The 18780-nt window shown below is 57.4% G+C and carries 15 protein-coding genes; 13 read left to right on the plus strand and 2 right to left on the minus strand.

Annotated elements, in window-relative coordinates; translation table 11 throughout:
* Position 1 precedes the first annotated feature (1 nt).
* The gene (locus CQ019_RS02660) at positions 2-1498 is read left to right on the plus strand and encodes a sensor histidine kinase (RefSeq protein WP_105568866.1); all 1497 of its coding nucleotides are present in this window, start codon (positions 2-4) and stop codon (positions 1496-1498) included.
* A gap of 71 nt (positions 1499-1569) precedes the next feature.
* On the opposite strand, the gene CQ019_RS02665 is transcribed toward CQ019_RS02660, so the two are convergent.
* Complete coding sequence (locus tag CQ019_RS02665) at positions 1570-3288, minus strand: lytic transglycosylase domain-containing protein (protein ID WP_105568867.1); 1719 nt, start codon at positions 3286-3288, stop codon at positions 1570-1572.
* Between the two features lie 202 nt (positions 3289-3490).
* Between CQ019_RS02665 and CQ019_RS02670 the strand changes: the two genes are divergently transcribed.
* Positions 3491-3844, plus strand: coding sequence for an Rv2175c family DNA-binding protein (locus CQ019_RS02670; protein ID WP_096286571.1), 354 nt, complete (start codon positions 3491-3493; stop codon positions 3842-3844).
* A gap of 230 nt (positions 3845-4074) precedes the next feature.
* Here CQ019_RS02670 and CQ019_RS02675 read toward each other — a convergent pair whose 3' ends face one another.
* Positions 4075-5181: a polyprenyl synthetase family protein gene (locus CQ019_RS02675; RefSeq protein ID WP_105568868.1), complete on the minus strand. Its 1107-nt coding sequence runs from the start codon at positions 5179-5181 to the stop codon at positions 4075-4077.
* A 149-nt stretch (positions 5182-5330) separates the two neighbouring features.
* On the opposite strand from CQ019_RS02675, the gene dinB reads away from it, so the two are divergent.
* The 11 genes from dinB (at position 5331) to CQ019_RS02730 (ending at position 18738) form a co-directional block, all read left to right on the plus strand.
* Complete coding sequence (gene dinB, locus CQ019_RS02680) at positions 5331-6509, plus strand: DNA polymerase IV (RefSeq protein WP_181148229.1); 1179 nt, start codon at positions 5331-5333, stop codon at positions 6507-6509.
* Positions 6510-6690: 181 nt separating this feature from the next.
* Positions 6691-7077 (plus strand): DUF3040 domain-containing protein, encoded by a 387-nt coding sequence (locus CQ019_RS02685; RefSeq protein ID WP_105552440.1) that lies wholly within the window; start codon positions 6691-6693, stop codon positions 7075-7077.
* Between the two features lie 427 nt (positions 7078-7504).
* Positions 7505-7918: a division/cell wall cluster transcriptional repressor MraZ gene (gene mraZ / locus CQ019_RS02690; RefSeq protein WP_105552439.1), complete on the plus strand. Its 414-nt coding sequence runs from the start codon at positions 7505-7507 to the stop codon at positions 7916-7918.
* 179 nt (positions 7919-8097) lie between these two features.
* Positions 8098-9090: a 16S rRNA (cytosine(1402)-N(4))-methyltransferase RsmH gene (gene rsmH, locus CQ019_RS02695; RefSeq protein ID WP_105552438.1), complete on the plus strand. Its 993-nt coding sequence runs from the start codon at positions 8098-8100 to the stop codon at positions 9088-9090.
* Between the two features lie 2 nt (positions 9091-9092).
* Positions 9093-9869, plus strand: a complete 777-nt coding sequence (locus CQ019_RS02700) for a hypothetical protein (RefSeq protein ID WP_146112413.1) — start codon at positions 9093-9095, stop codon at positions 9867-9869.
* A 76-nt stretch (positions 9870-9945) separates the two neighbouring features.
* Positions 9946-11760 carry a penicillin-binding protein 2 gene (locus CQ019_RS02705; RefSeq protein WP_258133830.1) on the plus strand — a complete coding sequence of 605 codons (1815 nt, stop codon included), beginning with the start codon at positions 9946-9948 and terminating at the stop codon, positions 11758-11760.
* Complete coding sequence (locus CQ019_RS02710; RefSeq protein ID WP_105568869.1) at positions 11754-13346, plus strand: UDP-N-acetylmuramoyl-L-alanyl-D-glutamate--2,6-diaminopimelate ligase; 1593 nt, start codon at positions 11754-11756, stop codon at positions 13344-13346. The genes CQ019_RS02705 and CQ019_RS02710 overlap by 7 nt, the downstream gene beginning before the upstream one ends.
* Positions 13347-13396: 50 nt before the next feature.
* Complete coding sequence (gene murF / locus CQ019_RS02715) at positions 13397-14854, plus strand: UDP-N-acetylmuramoyl-tripeptide--D-alanyl-D-alanine ligase (RefSeq protein WP_105552435.1); 1458 nt, start codon at positions 13397-13399, stop codon at positions 14852-14854.
* Positions 14851-15954 carry a phospho-N-acetylmuramoyl-pentapeptide-transferase gene (gene mraY, locus CQ019_RS02720; RefSeq protein WP_105552434.1) on the plus strand — a complete coding sequence of 368 codons (1104 nt, stop codon included), beginning with the start codon at positions 14851-14853 and terminating at the stop codon, positions 15952-15954. The genes murF and mraY overlap by 4 nt, the downstream gene beginning before the upstream one ends.
* Entirely contained in the window at positions 15936-17471 is a 1536-nt protein-coding gene (murD, locus tag CQ019_RS02725; RefSeq protein ID WP_105568870.1) for a UDP-N-acetylmuramoyl-L-alanine--D-glutamate ligase, read from the plus strand. The genes mraY and murD overlap by 19 nt, the downstream gene beginning before the upstream one ends.
* A 25-nt stretch (positions 17472-17496) precedes the next feature.
* A complete protein-coding gene (locus CQ019_RS02730; RefSeq protein WP_105568871.1) occupies positions 17497-18738 on the plus strand; it encodes an FtsW/RodA/SpoVE family cell cycle protein in 1242 nt (413 codons plus the stop codon).
* The last annotated feature ends 42 nt before the right edge of the window (positions 18739-18780 follow it).

Raw genomic sequence — 18780 nt, forward strand, 5'->3', positions numbered from 1 at the left:
AATGGCCCTCATCACCGAGCAACTCCGTCAACAAGCAAACCTCGGGCCCGGTGATGAGGACTGGCTCCACCTGCTGGTGGGGGACTGGCAACTGATCTCAGATCTGGCGTTCGCTGATCTTGTTCTTTGGTTCCCCACCGGCGACGGGTCCTATGTCGCGCTTGCGCACGTACGGCCTTCTACCTCCCACACCGTATTCCACACGGACTTTGTGGGAGAGCGGATCCGTAGAGATTTGCGACTCATGGTCGACCATGCCTGGGACAGCCAACGCGTGCAAAAATCTGCCGAGCAACCAAGCGCTGATCTGATTTCCGGATTAACTTCGGTCCAAGCCATTCCCTTGGTGCGCCAGCACCGCCCTGTTGCCGTGATCACCTCACACTTTGATCCAAATCAGGCACGTACGCCCTCGAACCTGGAACTCGTGTACCGGCAGAGCGCCGAGGACCTTCTCACCATGGGAACCCGCGGGCTGTGGCCGGACTTCGCAAGCCCTACCGGCTCACGCCGCGGCGCGCCGCGTGTCGGTGATGGATTCATCAGGCTCAACGTCAACGGGGTGGTCGAATACGCCAGCCCGAACGCAGTGTCGGCTTTCCGCCGGCTAGGGGCGGCCGAAGTTCTTCAAGGTCAACCGCTCGCGGATCTCACCATGGCCCTGGTCAGTGACCGGCGCGTTGTCGATGAGACGCTACCACTGGTGCTGCAAGGCAAAATGCCTTGGCGTACCGAAGTCGAATTTTCCGGGGTCACCCTGTCTCTTCGTGCAATCCCGCTTCGAGACGAATCGAAACGTTGGGGTGCCCTAGTGCTTTGCCGTGATGTCACTGAGCTCAGACGTCGCGAGAAGGAACTTGTCACCAAAGACGCGACGATTCGCGAGATTCACCACAGGGTAAAAAATAATCTGCAGACCGTGGCGGCTCTATTGCGCATGCAATCGCGGCGGATGAACTCAGTCGAGGGTCAGCAAGGACTCGAACAGGCTATGCGGCGCGTTTCAACTATCGCATCGGTTCACGATTTCTTGTCCAAGGGCCTGAACGAAACCGTCAAATTTGATGACCTGATGGATCGTCAGTTCCGGCTCATTGTCGAAATTGCCTCTCCGGGTCAGCGCGTTGCTACGCGGCGCGAAGGCGAATTCGGAATGCTCGATGCCGATTTGGCCACACCACTGTCGTTGGTTATCAACGAACTGGTGACAAACGCGGTGGAGCATGGATTAGCTAACAGGGATGGCGAAGTTGGACTCCTCGCGAATCGGTACCGCGGACATGACGGTAAAGATTGGCTGCGCGTGGTGATTCAAGATGACGGACATGGCCTGCCAGACGGTCCACGGCGTGAAGGTTTGGGATTGCAGATCGTGCGCACCTTGGTCACCAGCGAATTATCTGGTGAAATCCAGTGGGTGCAATCTGAACCGCAAGGAACAAAGGTTGTCATAGAAATGCCGCTACACCGCAACCGGCGCGAGCAGTACACGGCATAGGCGAAGAAGTAATTTGTTAAAGAGTAGTGGGGGCAAGTTCCTAAAGAACTTGCCCCCACTACTCTTTGGGTTTAGCTGTACTGCTTCATCAAAGATTTGACGCTCGCGACGTAACGCTTGGTGTCTTCGAACATCCCGTACTTTCGGACTCCTCCGAGTCCTTGATAGTACGAAGCAATTGCATCATCCAAGCTATCGGTGTTATCCAGATTGAAACGGATCGTGGCCACGCCAGCAGCGACATTGTCCTGTGGCTTCAGCAAATTCAGATCGCGTCCGAGCCGGGACGACATCCACTCGCCGGTGCTCGGAATAACCTGCATGGCGCCCAAGGCGTTGGCGGGGGAGACTGCACGCATGTTGAAGCCAGATTCCTGCATGGCGTGTGCCATGGCAAGTGCAGGGTCAACACCCATGCTGTTAGCGGTCGAACGGATCATGGCTTTCATTTCATCACGGCTTGGGACCGAGACGGAATCTAAGTAGTTCTTGTTCTGATTGGCATCATTGACGGTGGCATCCGGATAGGTGCGCCCCTCAAAAGTATTGCCGATCTTGCGGTCTTCCTTCTTCTCGACATTGCCGTTTGGCTGTACCGAGGAACCGGAGACCTTGAGCTTTTCACCAATCTTCAGCGGAGATTGGGTGCTTACCTGCGGGTTCAAGTTAAGCAGCGCCGACAGCTTCATATTGTGCTGGCCAGCGATACCGCCGAGCGTGTCACCGCTCTTGACGGTGTAGGTTGCGTTGCCGGACTTCTTCGGTTCGCTCTTCTTCTCAGAATTTTTGGAACTCGAAGATCCACCAGAAACGATTAGTTTATCGCCGGGAAAGATGTGCTTGCCGGCGCTGATGTTGTTCTTGCTCAACAGGGCCGAGAGGCTCATGTTGTGCTTGACTGCGATGCCACCGAGGGTGTCGCCGCTCTTGACCGTGTAAGTAGAAGAGCTTGAACCTGAGTTTTGGTTCTTGCTTTCGCTCTTTGGCGAAGAGGACTTGGAGCTGCCCGAAACGGTGAGCTTGTCGCCTGGGAAGATTGGCTTCGAAGCTGAAATGTTGTTCTTGCTCAACAGGGCTGAGAGGCTCATGTTGTGCTTGGCTGCGATGCCACCGAGGGTGTCGCCGCTCTTGACCGTGTAGGCAGAAGAGCTTGAACCTGAGTTTTGGTTCTTGCTTTCGCTCTTTGGCGAAGAGGACTTGGAGCTGCCCGAAACGGTGAGCTTGTCGCCTGGGAATATCAGCGAGCTAGCAGAGATATCATTCTTGCTCAGCAACGAAGACAAGCTCATATTGTGCTTCGCGGCGATTGCCCCAAGCGTATCGCCATTTTTGACCGTGTATGACGAGCTTCGAGTGCTCTGGGACTTTGACTTCTCCTGTGATGAGGAAGCACTGCCCGGAACCTTAAGAGTCTTTCCGGCAACAATAACGTCGTTCTTGAGATTGTTGAGTTTCTTCAACTCGGAGACGGAAGTGTCATACTCCCTGGCAATGCTCCACAACGACGAGCCTGGCTCGACCTTGATTTCCTTGATGCTGCGTTTAGCAGGAAGTCCCATAGTCGAAACACGAGAAGCGAGCAGATGCGCCTTGATATGGTCTTCAGCGATCTTGACGGTCTCTGGTGAGACGCTTTTTGGCGATAAGGAGTTTGGGCTCAGAGTCAATGGAACAGGAGCCGCCTGAACTGCGGGGGCTAGGGCCAGGCTGCCGATCACTGCGGCAGGTATAGCCGCGCCTGCTACGACGCCTAGCGCATGCTTAGCTGCATAGCTCGATTCGTGTGGCATGGGGTCAATCCTCAAATCAGGGGTGTAGGTAACAACTTTCACTCGAACGATGCTAGGTAACGGCACCAATGTTGTTCATGTGGCAATTGTTATCAAAGTGATACATGAAAATTTACACTACTACTGTGGCGCATGGAAACCATTGTGGCTCGTCGGGATTAAAGTTTCTGCACCGTTCACTAATTTGTGGGAACCTTTAGAGGTGAATGAACTTCAAAAAACCGTTGGCCAGTGGCTAACCCTGCCGGACCTAGCCGAAATTCTTGACGTCGATATTCGACGTGTCCACCGCATGCTCGATGAGCGCGCTATCATTTCCGTACGGATCGGTGAGCGTCATGTGCGGTCAATCCCCGCAGACTTCGTTCTTGACGGCGCTGTAGTGGAGAGCCTCAAAGGAACCCTGTCGGTGCTTCAAGACGCCGCATATTCGGATGAAGATGCCATCAAGTGGCTATTTACCGAAGATGAGTCGTTGCCAGGAACACCAATGAATGCCTTGCGCACCGGACGAAAAACCGAGATCCGTCGTCGTGCGCAAGCCCTCGCCTGGTAGGCCCTTCGACAAGACCATAAAGTCTTTATAAAAGAGAGGTCTCGGCCACGTCAACGCATTGGACGTGGTCGAGACCTCTGTTATTTTCCTGAGACCCTACCTAGATCGCGCATTACGCTGACTCACCGAGTAGTACCTCGTTCAAGGCGATTGGAGTTCCAGGAGGATTCGGTGGCGCTTTGCTCAGCTAGCAATCTTTGAAGTAACGGGTTCTTGGAGGCGCGAAGAGTTCATTTGCTTCGCTTAGTGACTGCATCGCTGAGATAATGCATTCCGGCCAAAGGAAGCGGAGCGACATCGATGCGTTCTAGTGCTGCCAGTGACTGCGTAGTCAGATCGCTGATACTGGACTCGGTTTCCCGCAGCGCGCCAGACGCCCGCAAAATATTGCTCATTTTGGCAACTTCCACATCGCTTAAGTTTTGGGCACCGAGGCGAGTTTGGATAAACTCGCGTTCCTCCGGGACGGTTAGCGCCAAGGCATGAGCAATCAATTCGGTGCGCTTTCCTTCGCGAAGGTCATCGCCAGCAGGTTTTCCGGTGACCGATGGATCGCCAAAAACTCCGAGAACGTCATCCCGTAGTTGGAAGGCTTCACCCAAGGGCAAAGCGAAAGCACTATAGCTTTCCAAGAGTTCGTCGCTCGCATTAGCCAATGCGCCACCAAGCAAGAAGGGATTCTCCGTCGAGTATTTTGCGGACTTGTATCGAACGATGGTGCGAGCGCGCTTAACTGCCTCGGCCGGATCGTAGGCAGAGCCAGCGGACTCTTCAAGAACGTCCAGATATTGTCCCGCCATGACTTGCAGCCGCATCTTGTTGAAGATCGCCCGGGTGCCTGGCGTTAGGCTGTCAATCCCGGCAAAGACTTCTTCACTCAGAGATAGGCACAAGTCCCCGGTGAGGATGGCGCTCGCTACGCCGTACTGTGCTGCGTTCCCAGTTAATCCGAGCGAAGAATGCTGGGCCTCAAAGCGCTTGTGTACGCTCGGTTTGCCTCGACGAGTATCTGAGTTGTCAATAATGTCATCGTGGATGAGCGCGGCACCCTGGAAGAGTTCTAGAGCTATGCCCAGGCGAACAATATTCTCGTCGTCGGGCTGACCTCCAGCCCCGAGAAACCCCCAATAGGCGAATAGCGGACGAAGCCGCTTTCCGCCACGAGTAAGATCTTGAATGCTGTTGACGATTTCCGTGGCGCTGGCAGTAATCTGAGCAACTTCTTCGCTTTTTGACGACAAGAAGTCTTCCAGGCGATGAGCGACCGCATCGGTGTACGTGCGGCTCACCTCCCCGGCTTCTGACACGAGGGCTGACAGAGATTCAGACGGCGACATGCAAAACCATTTTCTAAGCGTGAACTGCTAACGGATAGTTTCAACTCTACCGTTATCTTTATGGGTTGCTAGCAGAGCGCAGAATGGCCCCATATTGGATTGCTAACACTTGCCAGCCATCCGTCGGTGACGCTCACTAGACTGTAGATATGTCAGTCTTGGAAAACCGCGCGATCTTGCATGTGGATATGGATGCCTTTTTCGTGTCTGTAGAGCTGCGCGAGCGTCCCGAGTTAAGGCATGAACCGGTGATCGTCGGATTTCCAAATGGCCGAAGCGTAGTCTTATCCGCATCCTATGATTGCCGGGCACGCGGGGTGCGATCGGCTATGCCGATGAGCCAAGCAATCGCCTTGATGCCGCAGGCAACGATTATCGAACCGCAGCATGGGGTGTACTCTGCGGTTTCTGCCCAGATCATGAACTACTTTGAGACTATTACGCCTTTGGTTGAGCAAGTAAGTATCGACGAAGCGTTCCTTGACGTCACCGGAAGCATGAGGTTGCTCGGTGGCCCGGTCGCGATCGCTCACCGAATTCGCGCCCACCTGGCCGAGGAATTGAATCTACCCTCCAGCATCGGCATTGCTCGAAACAAGTTTGTCGCAAAACTTGCCTCGACGCATGCCAAGCCCAATGGGCTGATCGTCGTCGCACCAGAACGAACCACGGAGTTTCTGCATCAATTGCCAGTATCGGCGATGTGGGGTGTCGGGAAGAAAACTGGAGAACAACTTCACGCGTTGGCGATCGAAACTATCGAGCAATTAGCCGACGAGCCCCAATCACGTATGATCCAACGTTTTGGTGAACACGGCCGTTCCTTGCACCTGCTGGCCCATGGCATCGATAACCGAGCAGTTCAGACCACAAGGGAAGAAAAGAGCATTTCTGCCGAACATACCTTTGCCGGCGATATTGCAGACCTCGAATTGCTGGAAGAAGAATTGCTCAGACTAGGACACCGGATAGGCCAGCGGCTTCGCGCCTCCAATAAAGCCGCATCCGCAGTGGGCCTCAAACTGAAATACCAAGATTTTACTGGCGTAACAAGATCCCGTACTTTGGCCGCGCCAACAGACTCGTCTTCCGCAATAAGTCAAAGTGCCATCGAACTATTGCGTCGGATGACTCCGTTGCCGCAGCCGGTACGGCTTGTGGGAGTGAAGGCAGAAAGGCTAAGCGACCCTGAGTTGGGCATTCAGCTCAGTTTGGATCCAGCGGAGGGCAAAACCCGCGAAGCTGAGAGGGTTGCGGACGAAATAAGCCAACGATTCCCTGACTCCGGATTAGCTCCGGCCCGCTTCCTTCGACCCAAAGAAAAATAGCTTTAATCGGCGTAGCTATGAAGTTGCCTGAAAGAGCTGAAGATCAACTAGCAGGGTAGCGGTAAAAGAGACTATCCTAATAAGTAGGTAGCAAATACCGATTGGAACGTTTCCAAGTGGTTGTGCGTTATACCTGTAGGCGGTGGATGACCGCTACAGCAGTGATTGGAAGGAGAAGACGATGCCGCTATCAGAGCACGAGCAACGTCTGTTGGAGCAGTTGGAAAAGCAGCTGCACGAAGACCGCCGCTTCGCCTCCAGTATGAAAGCTCCAGCTAGCAGTGGTCGCCTTTCAACGCGCAACATTGCACTCGGCGCGCTTCTGGTCATAGTTGGGCTTGCTGGTCTAATTTATGGCATTTCGCAGCAGCTCATCATCGTGGGTGTTGTTGGTTTCGCCGTCATGTTCGGTGGGGTACTGCTGGGCCTGGCCAAGTCCGCAGCAGGCAAGGTTGGTGGTGCGAAGGCGCCAGCCGATTCAAAATCATCCGGCCCGGGAAACTCGCAGTTCATGAGCGGTCTGGAAGAAAAATGGAATCAGCGCAAGCGGGACCAATCCGACGGCTAGAATCCTTATTTACGAGGTGTAACCCTTTATTGGGGTTGCACCTCTTTTTCTTTTTAACGGTCATTTCAACCGTCGACACGCGCTACGTCGATTCTCGGCAGATTCCTAGGAAACACATTCTCACCGCTTCCTAACGATTCCCCACTTTCCTCCCCGTCTCCCTCCACCGCCCTCCCCATTCACCCAAAAGGCCCGAAAGTAGCGGTATCTCGGTAATTTCTTGGTCGAATTTCGAGGTGCGCACGTTCTCGCCCCTGGAGCCCTCCACAGCGCATGCTGGGAAAAACCCGCCAAAACACGGCATTTTTTATGTCCAACCCCTCGCGAAAACGGTTGGATTGCGTTGACAGTGGAGGGTTGTGGAGTAAAGTGGAGTGCAGTAGAGGGAATTGGGGTTTCCAGCCACTTCACATGAAAGGCGGTGTGCATGTTCCTTGGAACTTACACGCCCCGACTTGATGAAAAGGGCCGGCTGATTCTCCCCGCAAAATATCGTGACGATCTGTCTTACGGACTCGTATTGACCCGTGGGCAGGAGCGCTGCATTTATGTTTTCAGCCAACGAGAGTTCGAGAAGCAGCATGAGCAATTAGCTCAGGCATCGCTTACCTCGCGTAAGGCGCGAGACTATGCACGTGTTTTCTTGTCCGGAGCTTCCGACGAAGTGCCGGATAAGCAAGGACGAGTCACGATTCCTCAAGTATTGCGAAACTATGGAGACCTTGACCGTGAAGTGACGGTCATTGGTGCGGGCAACCGCATAGAAATTTGGGACTCCACGGCATGGCAGCAGTACTTGCAGGAACAGGAAGACGTATTTTCCGAAACGGATGAAGACTAAGGCTCCAACAGGAGCCGGTTTACATCCACATCAGGTAAGAGCGCTGGGTTGAGATCTCCAGCCACCTTCAGGGGGACTTGCTCTGGCTCCACTTCCCCGGAGCCAGATCGAAGATCGCCGTTACAAGGTTGGAGGGGGATCTGAATCCAGCGAACACGACGATAGCGAAAGGGGGCGCAGTGCCGAATCAAGATTCTCAACGACCCGCATCGGAACGACACGTTCCGGTATTACTGGATCGATGTGTCAATCTCTTGGCACCGGGCATCGAACGCGCCAACGCCGCCGGACGCAAGGCAATCGTCGTGGACTGCACTTTAGGAATGGGCGGGCACTCCGAAGCCATTCTCCAGCGCTTTGACAACCTCCACTTGATCGGCCTCGACCGCGATGAACAAGCCCACGAACTTGCAGGTGCACGGCTCAAGCCCTACGCCTCGCGCGTTGATTTGGTTCATGCGGTGTACGACGAAATTTCAGATGTTGTCGAAGACCTCGGCTACCCGGGAATCGATGGTGTCCTCTTTGATCTGGGCGTCTCGTCGCTTCAATTAGACGAACGCGAACGCGGATTCGCCTATTCCTACGATGCACCATTGGATATGCGAATGGACACCTCGGTAGGTCCAACTGCCGAAGATCTAGTCAACGACTTGGACCGTGAAAAGCTGCTGCGCATCATTCGGCAGTGGGGTGAAGAGAAATTCGCGGGTCGAATTTCCACCGCAATCGTCGAAGCCAGGGATAAAGAACGAATCACCACCACCGCCCAACTGGTGGACGTGATCCGAACAGTCGTTCCAGCTGCTGCCGCTCGTACTTCCGGCCACCCGGCCAAGCGGACCTTCCAAGCGTTGCGTATTGCGGTCAATGAAGAACTCGATGTACTGGAGCGGGCTATTCCTGCCTCAATGTCTTCATTGAATATTGGTGGTCGAGTGGTCGTGATGAGCTATCACTCGCTGGAAGACAAGATCACCAAACGTCACTTCGTGAAGGGCTCAACTTCCTCCGCGCCACCGGGCTTCCCGGTCGAGCTGGAAGAGCACAAGGCTGAATTCAAGGTTCTGACTAAGGGCACCGAAAAGCCGAACGAAGCAGAAATTGCAGAAAACCCACGCGCTGCATCGGCCCGCTTACGGGCGGTCGAAAGAGTTCTGAAAAGGAGCTAGCCATGAGCCAACGAGCCCAACGTCGAGTATTGAAGACTGCCGCTATGACCGCACAGCCGGTTGTAGAAGGTAGCGCCGCTCGCGATGTTCGTCCGGAGCCGGTGGCGGCGAGCGAACTGGCTGGCAATGACCCTCGGCAGCGTGTGACGCTCTCGCTCGTTCCTCGAATGAACGAGACGAATAAACGCTCAATGCTCGTCATGGTAATCGCTTTAGTCCTGCTGGCCTTCGCGGTTATGGTCACGCTCGTTTTCATGAATACCTCGGTCGCGCAGCGCCAGTACGACATCGTCTCCTTGCGAAACCAAGAACGCGCGCTCTCTCAGGAGAACCAAGCGTTGTTGAAGGAAGCCCAGTCGTTGTCCGCTCCACAGGCGCTCGCCAAGGAGGCCAAAGCGATAGGCCTGGTGGCTCCGGGAGCACCGGGTCTCGTCGACCTGTCAGACAACAGCATCAAGAAATCAGCCGACAAGGCCGTCACTGCAGAAGGAAACGCCGCAAATTATGCGACGCTCCCGTTGCCAGGACAAAGCATCCGCGAGAAGGCTGACACGAAAAAGAGCGAGTCGAAGGCTCCCGCTCCCACCGTGGGGCAGAATTCCAAGGACGAATCCAAAACCTCTAATGAGGCATCGGATTCCAAGGACTCCACGAAGTCCGAGGCGAAGGAAGAGGCGGCAACTCGCAAGGTCGCTGATGACGGGCGTCCGGTCTTCAACGACAGCGAGCTCAACGGCGGCACGATCCCGGCACCAATGATCAAATCCCCGACGAACTAACTTTCGCTTTCTAAGCTAGGACTACGGCGGTAATTCTCGCTGTCAAGAAACCACGTTGAGGGGACTGAGTATCACCGTGAACTCGACCGCACTGGAAACCGCAAAAAAGCGCATGCGCTTTTTGCTGATCCTATCTTTGGCAGCACTCCTGGCGATTGCTGGTCGGCTATTTTGGGTGCAAGGCATCAACGCTTCCACCGTCGCCGACGCCGCTCAGGCCGATCGTCAGCGCGAAGAAATCATCGCGCCGACTCGCGGTTCAATTGTCGATCGCAAGGGAACCTTGTTGTCGGTCAGCGTGGATCGATACGACCTGGTGATCGATCAGCGTGATCAACGAGATCAAATCCGCCGCGCCAAGCGTGATGGGACTAACGGCAGCGAGTTCATCGGCTGGGACCAGGCGATCCAGGAACTTGCGGAAATTCTTGAGCAGAACCCCGAAGACCTTGCCAAATCGGTTCAGCCGCAGGATGACGCCAAGCCCAAAGGCTACGTGGTTCTTGCCAAGGGAGTCACCCCAGAAGTCAAGAACGAAGTCATGGAAGTTGGCATCCCTCGTCTGACGCCATTGCTGCGCAGCGAAAGGCAATATCCGCAAGGCGTCATTGCCGGACCGTTGCTTGGCTTTGTTCGCAATTCCGAAGACCAGACCACCGTGGTCGGCGCCGAAGGGCTCGAACTGAGCCAAGAGGAGCATCTGAAGGGAACCAACGGCAGCCGCAAGATCGAGGTGAGCGCCGACGGCGTGCGCATCCCGGTCACCGAAGTCGAAGAAACTCCCGCGGTCAATGGCCAGGACGTGATGCTCACCATCGATTCCGACGTGAACTATGTGGCCCAGCGTGAAGCCGAAAAGAAGCAGAAAGAATTCAACGCTGAATGGGTTTCGGTCGTCGTCCAAGAAGTGAAGACCGGCAAGATTCTTGCCATCGGCGACTCCGCCCAGCTGGATCCCAACGATCCGGGAGCCACCGACCCGGAATTCCGGCGTTCGGTGGCCATTACCCGTGCCTTTGAACCAGGCTCCACAGGCAAAGCCGCCATCTTCGCCGCAGCGATAGACCAAGGTGCGGTGACTGCGAAGACCGAAATGCGCGTCCCGAACAAAGTGACGGTCACCAGAGAGACGATCCACGACTCGTTGCCGCACGCCACCTATGACATGACCGTGGCCGGAATCTTCGCCCGATCCTACAACACCGGCACGGTGATGGTTGGCAATAAGCTCAGCAACAAGGAACGCTATGACTACATGCGCAAGTTTGGGCTGGGCAGCCCGATCTACCTTGGTCTGAATGGTGCCAGCGCCGGTCAGCTGGCAAAACCCGAGAATTGGGACCGACGCCAGCAGTACACCACCATGTTCGGGCAGGGCTATTCCCAGACGGTGCTGCACACGGCATCGATCTTCCAAGCCTTGGCCAACGGCGGCGAACTGATTGCTCCAAGCCTCATCGAGGGGTACAAGAACGAAGACGGCAGCATCACCAAACCTGAAACCCCGAAAACTACCCGAGTTGTGAAAAAGACGACATCTAAAGAGATGCTCAAACTCATGGAAGGTGTCGTGGAATCCGGCACCGGTACTAAAATGAAGATACCGGGCTACCGGGTAGGCGGAAAGACCGGTACCGGCCAGGCCGCCAGCGACAAAGGCTACGACGGATACAGCTATTCGTTTGCCGGCGTAGCACCACTGGATGACCCGCAATACGTTGTGGTGGCAACCATGTACCGTCCACAAGGCAGCTGGAAGAACTTTTCGGTCGCCGACACGTTCACCGAGGTGATGAGCCACGTGCTCAACACCTACAACGTGCCGCCAAGCTCCACTAAATCTGAGTCGTACGACGTCTTCGTTGGTAAGGAACAAAAGAAACCTTGGTAGTCCAGGAATCAGGCACGCCACGCGAGCTGGAACGTTATTTACGACCCCAATCGGTCAAGGGAATCAGCTTTGACCGGCTCTGCGTGACGGTTGCCGCAACTGCAAAGGACCGAGGTACCGGGCTTAATCCGCACATTACCGGTGTGAGCCTGAACCCGCAGATCGTTCAGCCGGGAGACGTGTTCCTAGCGATTTCGGGTGCCAAGCGGCACGGAGCCGAATTCCTTGCGGCTGCGCTCGAACACGGTGCAGTTGCCCTGATCACCGATCCTGCCGGGCTGGAGTTCTTGCCAGCCGAACTGTCAATCCCGGTAGCAGTGGTGCCGAACGTCCGGCAGATAGCCGCCCAAGCCGCTAGCAGCGTCTACGGCACAGATACACGCTGTCCACAGCTGCTCGCGGTCACCGGCACCAATGGCAAAACCACGACAAGCTACATGATTCGCGCGATAACCGAGGCCCTGGGCAGGCACTCAGGCCTCGTGGGCACCATCGAAATGTCTGCTCGCGGCCAGATCATCCCCAGCGTGCTGACCACGCCCGAGGCCACCCAGCTGCATGGTGTCCTGGCGCGGATGCAGGAGCAAGAAGTCGCCACCGTGGCCATGGAAGTCTCCAGCCACTCACTGAGCTATGGCCGAGTGGACGGACTTCGATTTGCAGTCTCCGGATATACCAATCTCACCCAAGACCACTTAGACCTGCACGGTTCGATGGAGGAGTACTTCCAGACCAAGGCGAAGCTGTTTAACTCGCAGCATAGCGAACGCGCGGTGGTGATGGTAGACGATCCGTACGGCCAGCGCTTGGCGGAGCAGGCCCTGATCCCCACCGAATCGCTGAGCCTCGACGCTGCCAACGGGACCGCCGACTGGAGAGTCACCGGCCTTGCGCCTAGTGCGCTTGGACATAAATTCTCCATCGTGCACCGCGACGGGCGAACCCTGCACGCGCGTACCGGGCTGCCGGGCCTATTCAACGTCGCCAACGCGGCCCTGGCCACGCTCATGGTGCTTAGCAGCGGAGTTGACCTCGATACGCTGCAACAGGTGCTGGAGGAGTTCGAACCGTTGTCCGTGTCGGTTCCCGGACGCATGCAGGTGATCGGCGAAGCCCCGGTTGCCGTGGTGGACTTCGCGCACAATTCCGACGCACTGGCTAAGGCTCTGGACTCGGTACGCACCGGAGAGCAGGGCCGGCGGATCATCGTCTTTGGCGCCACCGGTGAACGCGACAAGACCAAGCGGCCGGACATGGGCGCGGTAGCCGCACGCCATGCCGATATCGTCATCGTCACCGACGACGACCCGCACGGCGAAGACCCCGCACCGATTCGCGAGCAAGTCGCATCCGGAGCGCGCGCTGTCATCGAAGGCGAACGCCGGCAGGTGCAGCTGTTCAACATCGCGCCACGCGCTAAAGCCGTAGAGTTCGCTGTGAGTTTGGCGGGGGTCCAAGATGCGATCCTCATCGCCGGTCGTGGACACGAAGTCAGCCAAGACGTAGCGGGAATTGACGTTGCCCTCGATGACCGCATCGAATTGGCCAACGCCCTAAAACTTCATGGATTTGTGACCATTTACTAGCTCACAGAAGTCCTCGACCACGGCCGCACAAGTGTAAAGTCCTAATTGCCATGATTGATTTGTCCTTCTCCGACCTGCTCGCGATCACCGGGGGTCGCGCGACAGCTTCTGTCGTCCCATCCACCGTCATCTCATCGGTCACCACCGATTCGCGTGACGTGCTTCCCGGAGCCCTCTTTGTCGCCAAGCCCGGTGAGTTCTCCGACGGGCACGCCTTCATCGACAAGGCTCTCGCCGGTGGTGCCGTGCTGGCCTTGGCCGAACGCATCACCTTAGATGACCGGCGGGTCGAGCACCCGGCAATCATCGTGGAAGACGCGGTCGAAGCCATGGGCCAGATTGCCGCGCACATCGTCAAATACCTGAAGACCCGGAACGATGCCGTGGTGATCGGGATTACCGGTTCGGCCGGAAAGACCACCACCAAAGACCTGCTGGCGACGATCTTGGACAAGGTCGCACCGACCGTTTCGCCGATCGGTTCCTACAACGGCGAAGTCGGCGTTCCGCTGACGGTGTTCACCGCCACCGAGGAAACCAAATATCTGGTAATCGAAATGGGCGCCACCGGCGTGGGACACCTGACCTACCTGACCGACATGGTTCGCCCGAAGCTTGGCGTAGTGCTCTGCGTCGGGACCGCGCATGCCGGTGAATTCGGCGGAGTCGAAAACATTGAAAAAGCCAAGGGCGAACTCGTCGAGGCCTTGGACGCCTCCGGGACCGCCTTGCTGAACTTCGAAGATGCCAGGGTAGCGCGCATGGCGGACCGCTCCGGGGGAGCGGTCCGGTACTTCGGCAGCATCCAAGGAAAGCCACAGAACGCCAGCGTTTGGGCCAGCGATGTTGTGGTTAATGCGCAAGGCCAGCCCGAGCTGACCCTCGAATTCGCCGACGGCTACAGCCAGCGGATCACCTCCGGCCTGCTGGGCCGCCACCACGTGAGCAACATTCTCGCCGCCGCGAGCGCAGCCTTTGAACTCGGGATCGCGTCAGCGCAGATCGCCGAGACCCTCGATGGGTTGGCCGCCGGCAGCCGCTGGCGGATGGAGCGCATCGAGCGGGCCGACGGCGTCACCATCATCAATGACGCCTACAACGCAAACCCGGAATCCATGCGCGCCGCGCTACGCACCTTGGCCGAGCTCGGCCTGCCCGATGAGCAGGGCCACGCCCGGCGCACTTGGGCGGTCCTGGGCGAAATGCTTGAACTCGGCGACGACTCCCGGCATGAGCATGATGTGCTGGGACGGATCGCGGTACGCATGAACATCAAGAAATTGCTGGTCATCGGCTGGGGCGCGAAACTTGCCTATAATTCGGCGGTGCTTGAAGGCAGCTGGGGAGACGAAGCTTATTTCGTGGAAGATCTAGACGAAGCACGTACCTTGCTTCAAGAGCAGCTACTACCTGGAGATATTGTCCTGTTTAAATCCTCAAATGGGGCCGGTCTGCGGCACCTGGGCGATGACATCGCTGCACTTGTGAAAGAAGGCGAAGACGCGTGATCGCATTGATTCTAGGCGCAGGCATTGCCCTGGTGCTGACCATGGTGGCGATGCCGTTATACATTCGGCTGCTCACCAAAAAGCAGTACGGCCAGGTCGTGCGAGACGACGGCCCCAATTCGCACGCGGTGAAGTCCGGCACCCCCACCATGGGCGGGGTGGTCTTTGTGCTTGCGGTGTTCGTCGCCTACTTTGCCACGCACCTGATCCTCGGATTAATGGGACGCACCTCCTCGGGCATCACCGCCAGCGGTTTGCTGGTGCTGCTGCTCTTTGGCGGAATGGGCCTGGTCGGCTTCCTCGACGACTTCATCAAGATCGCCAAGAAGCGTTCCCTGGGCCTGCGTGCCTACCAGAAGATCGTCCTGCAGGCGATCGTGGGCATCAGCTTCGCCATCCTCGCCTTGCAGTTCCCCAACAGCCAGGGCCTGACCCCGGCCTCCACCGCGATCTCCTTCTTGCGCGACCTGAACATCGATCTGGCCTTTGCCGGACCAATGCTCGGCTTGATCCTGTTCGTGCTTTGGGCAAACTTCATCGTCACCGCCACCACCAACGGCGTGAACCTCACCGACGGCCTGGACGGCTTGGCGACCGGGGCCTCGATCATGGTGTTCAGCGCGTACACCTTGATCGGCATCTGGCAGCAGAACCAGGCCTGCGGCAACGCCAACGCCATGGAAGTCTGCTACACCGTGCGTGACCCGCAGGATCTGGCGCTGCTCGGCGCCACCATCTCCGGTGCGCTGATCGCATTCCTGTGGTGGAACGCCAAGCCGGCAAAGATTTTCATGGGCGATACCGGTTCCTTGGCCATCGGCGGTGCCGTGGCGGCCATGGCCATTCTTTCGCGCACGCAGCTGCTGCTGCTAGTTATCGCCGGGCTGTTCGTGATCATTACCCTGTCGGTAATCATCCAGGTGGGTTACTTCAAGCTTTCCGGCGGCAAGCGCGTGTTCAAGATGGCGCCCCTGCAGCATCACTTTGAGCTCTCCGGCTGGTCCGAAGAGAATGTTGTTATTCGATTCTGGATTCTGGCCGGACTGTTCGTGGCAGCCGGACTGGGTCTGTTCTACTCCGAATGGGTTGTCGCACTGTGAGTGAAAAACTGGCCGATCTGAGAAGCTGGGATGCTAATTGGAAGGGCCTGCGCGTTCTCGTTGCGGGGCTCGGGCTTTCCGGTTTCTCTGCCGCGGATACCCTGATCGAGCTGGGCGCGATCGTCAGCGTCATCGACGGCCGCGACGATAAGATCAACGCCCAGCGCGCCGAAACGCTCAAGCTGGTCGGAGCCCACGAGGTGCTGCTCGGCGAGCAGCACGTCGCTTCGCTGCCACAGGTCGATGGCGCTGCGCCAGACCTGGTGATCGTCTCGCCAGGCTGGAATCCGCGTCACCCGGTCTTGCTTCAAGCCGCGGATGCCGGCATCGAAATCTGGGGCGACATCGAACTGGCCTGGCGGGTCCAGAACCGCGCCGGGCGTACCGCGCCGAAGTGGCTGGCGATCACCGGCACGAACGGCAAGACCACCACGGTAGGAATGACCGAAGCGATCTTGCAGGCCGCCGGCCTGCGGGCGATCGCCGTGGGCAACGTCGGCACCCCGATTCTCGATGCGGTGCGCGAACCGGTGGAATACGACGTGTTCGTCGTTGAGCTCTCCAGCTTCCAGCTGCACTACACCCACAGCATTTCGCCGCTCGCCTCGGTGGTGCTGAACATCGCGGAGGACCATGTCGATTGGCATGGTGGATTCGAAGGCTACAAGGCCGACAAGGCCAAGATCTACGAACGCACCGAAGTCGCCGCGATCTTCAACACTGCCGATGCGCCGACGCTCAAAATGGTCGAGAACGCGGATGTTGTCGAAGGCTGCCGGGCCATTGGCTTCTCCACCGACAGCCCAGCGGTTTCCACCGTAGGCATCGTCGAAGGACTGCTGGTGGACCGCGCATTCATCGAAGATCGCCGGACCAACGCGCTTGAACTGGTGGCGCTGAAAGATATCGGCGAGATCGTTCCACGGCATACCGCGGCCAACGCCGCGGCGGCGGCCACCTTGGCCCGCGCCTACGGGGTGGAAGCCGAAGCGATCGCCAAGGGGCTTAGCGGGTTTGATTCCGGAGCGCACCGCATCCAAGCGGTAGCGCGTCGCGATGAGATCTTGTGGATCAACGACTCCAAGGCAACTAACCCGCATGCGGCAAATGCTTCCCTTGCGGCGTTCAGCTCGGTGCTGTGGATCGCCGGCGGCCTGTCCAAGGGCGTGGACTACACCGAGCTGGTCAAGGAGCATGCCCAACGGCTACGAGCCGTGCTGCTGATCGGCACGGACAACGATTCGCTGCGTGCGGCGTTGGCCGAACAGGCACCGCAGGTACAGCTGATCGACATTACCGCTCAAGGGCTAGCCGCCGAGGGCGTTGTCCCTAGCGGGACTCAGGTGATGACCCAAGCGGTGCGCAAGGCGGCAGAACTAGCTCAAGCCGGCGACACCGTGCTGATGGCTCCGGCCGCGGCATCGATGGATCAATTCAGTTCCTACGCCCAGCGTGGCAACGCATTTATCAGCGCGGTCAGTGATCTGATGGATGCGGGCACCGAAGAAACCAAGTAAGCAGCGGACGGGACGGGAGGCAGATATGGCGTCACCACGTGGCAAAAAAGCCAAGAACGGAAAGCCTAAAATCTCCCCGATTTCTCGGCTCATCGGCAATATCGAATCCGGTAGTGCCCGGACCGCCTCCATTGACTACATGCTGGTGTTCGTCACCTCCATCGCCTTAGCCGTCTTCGGTGTGCTGATGGTCCAGTCCTCGGCATCGGTCGAGGCGATCGCGCGCGGAAACGATGGCTTTGAGGTGGCAATCTCCCAGGCGATGTTTGCCGCATTGGGGATCGCGTGCATGATCGTCATGCAATTTTTCAAACCAGAGTCCTTGAAGCGGCTCGCCTGGCCGGCGGCAATCATCGCGTTCGGGCTGCTCTTCCTGGTGGCCTTCACCCCGCTGGGCCATGAGGTCTTGGGCAACCGAAACTGGATCCGCATCACCGCCACCGTGGGGCTGCAGCCCAGTGAATTCGCCAAGCTGGCGTTGGCGGTTTTTGCCGCGTTCATGCTGGAAAAGAAACAGGGCATGTTGCACGACTACAAGCACCTGTTCATTCCAGTAGTTGCTCCCGTCGGCGGCGCCATCCTCCTGCTGGTGCTGTGGGGCAAGGATGTGGGTACCGCGCTGATCCTCATCCTGATCATCGCCACCGCATTATTCCTCGGTGGGCTCAAGGTCAAGTGGCTGGCCCTGACCGGCGCCGCGGGTTTTATCGTGCTCTCGGTCTTGGTTTTTGCCTCTAGCAACCGCCGTGCCCGAGTGCTGGCGTGGCTGAACATCGACTGCGGACCCGACGACAGGATCTGCTACCAGTCGAGCATGGGACTTCATGCCTTTGCATCCGGCGGCTGGTTCGGTGTTGGCGCCGGGCAATCACGGTTGAAGTGGTCCTATGTTCCGGAAGCTCAAAACGACTTTATCTTCTCAATTCTTGGTGAAGAGTTCGGCTTTGTCGGAGTGCTCTTCGTGCTGTCCATGTTCGCGCTTTTGGCCTTGGCCATGTACCGCATTTCGATGCGCGCAAATGACCTGTACACGAAGGTCCTCATGGGGTGCATTTCTTCGTGGATCATCGGCCAGACGTTCATCAACCTCGGCACCGTGAGCGGTCTGCTGCCGGTCATCGGCGTGCCATTGCCGTTCATCTCTTCCGGTGGCTCGGCCATGCTGGCGGTAATGCTCGCCATGGGTTTTGTCCTGTGTTCGGCTCGCGCCCAAAAGGTCGCCGCATTGGCTACCCTTGTCGAGGATGCCAAGAAGCCTAAAAAGTAGTATTCGCCTACGTTATTGCCTAACAGCCGGTCTTGGACCCAA

The sequence above is a fragment of the Arthrobacter sp. MYb229 genome, from assembly GCF_002975405.1.
Classification (GTDB): Bacteria; Actinomycetota; Actinomycetes; order Actinomycetales; family Micrococcaceae; genus Glutamicibacter.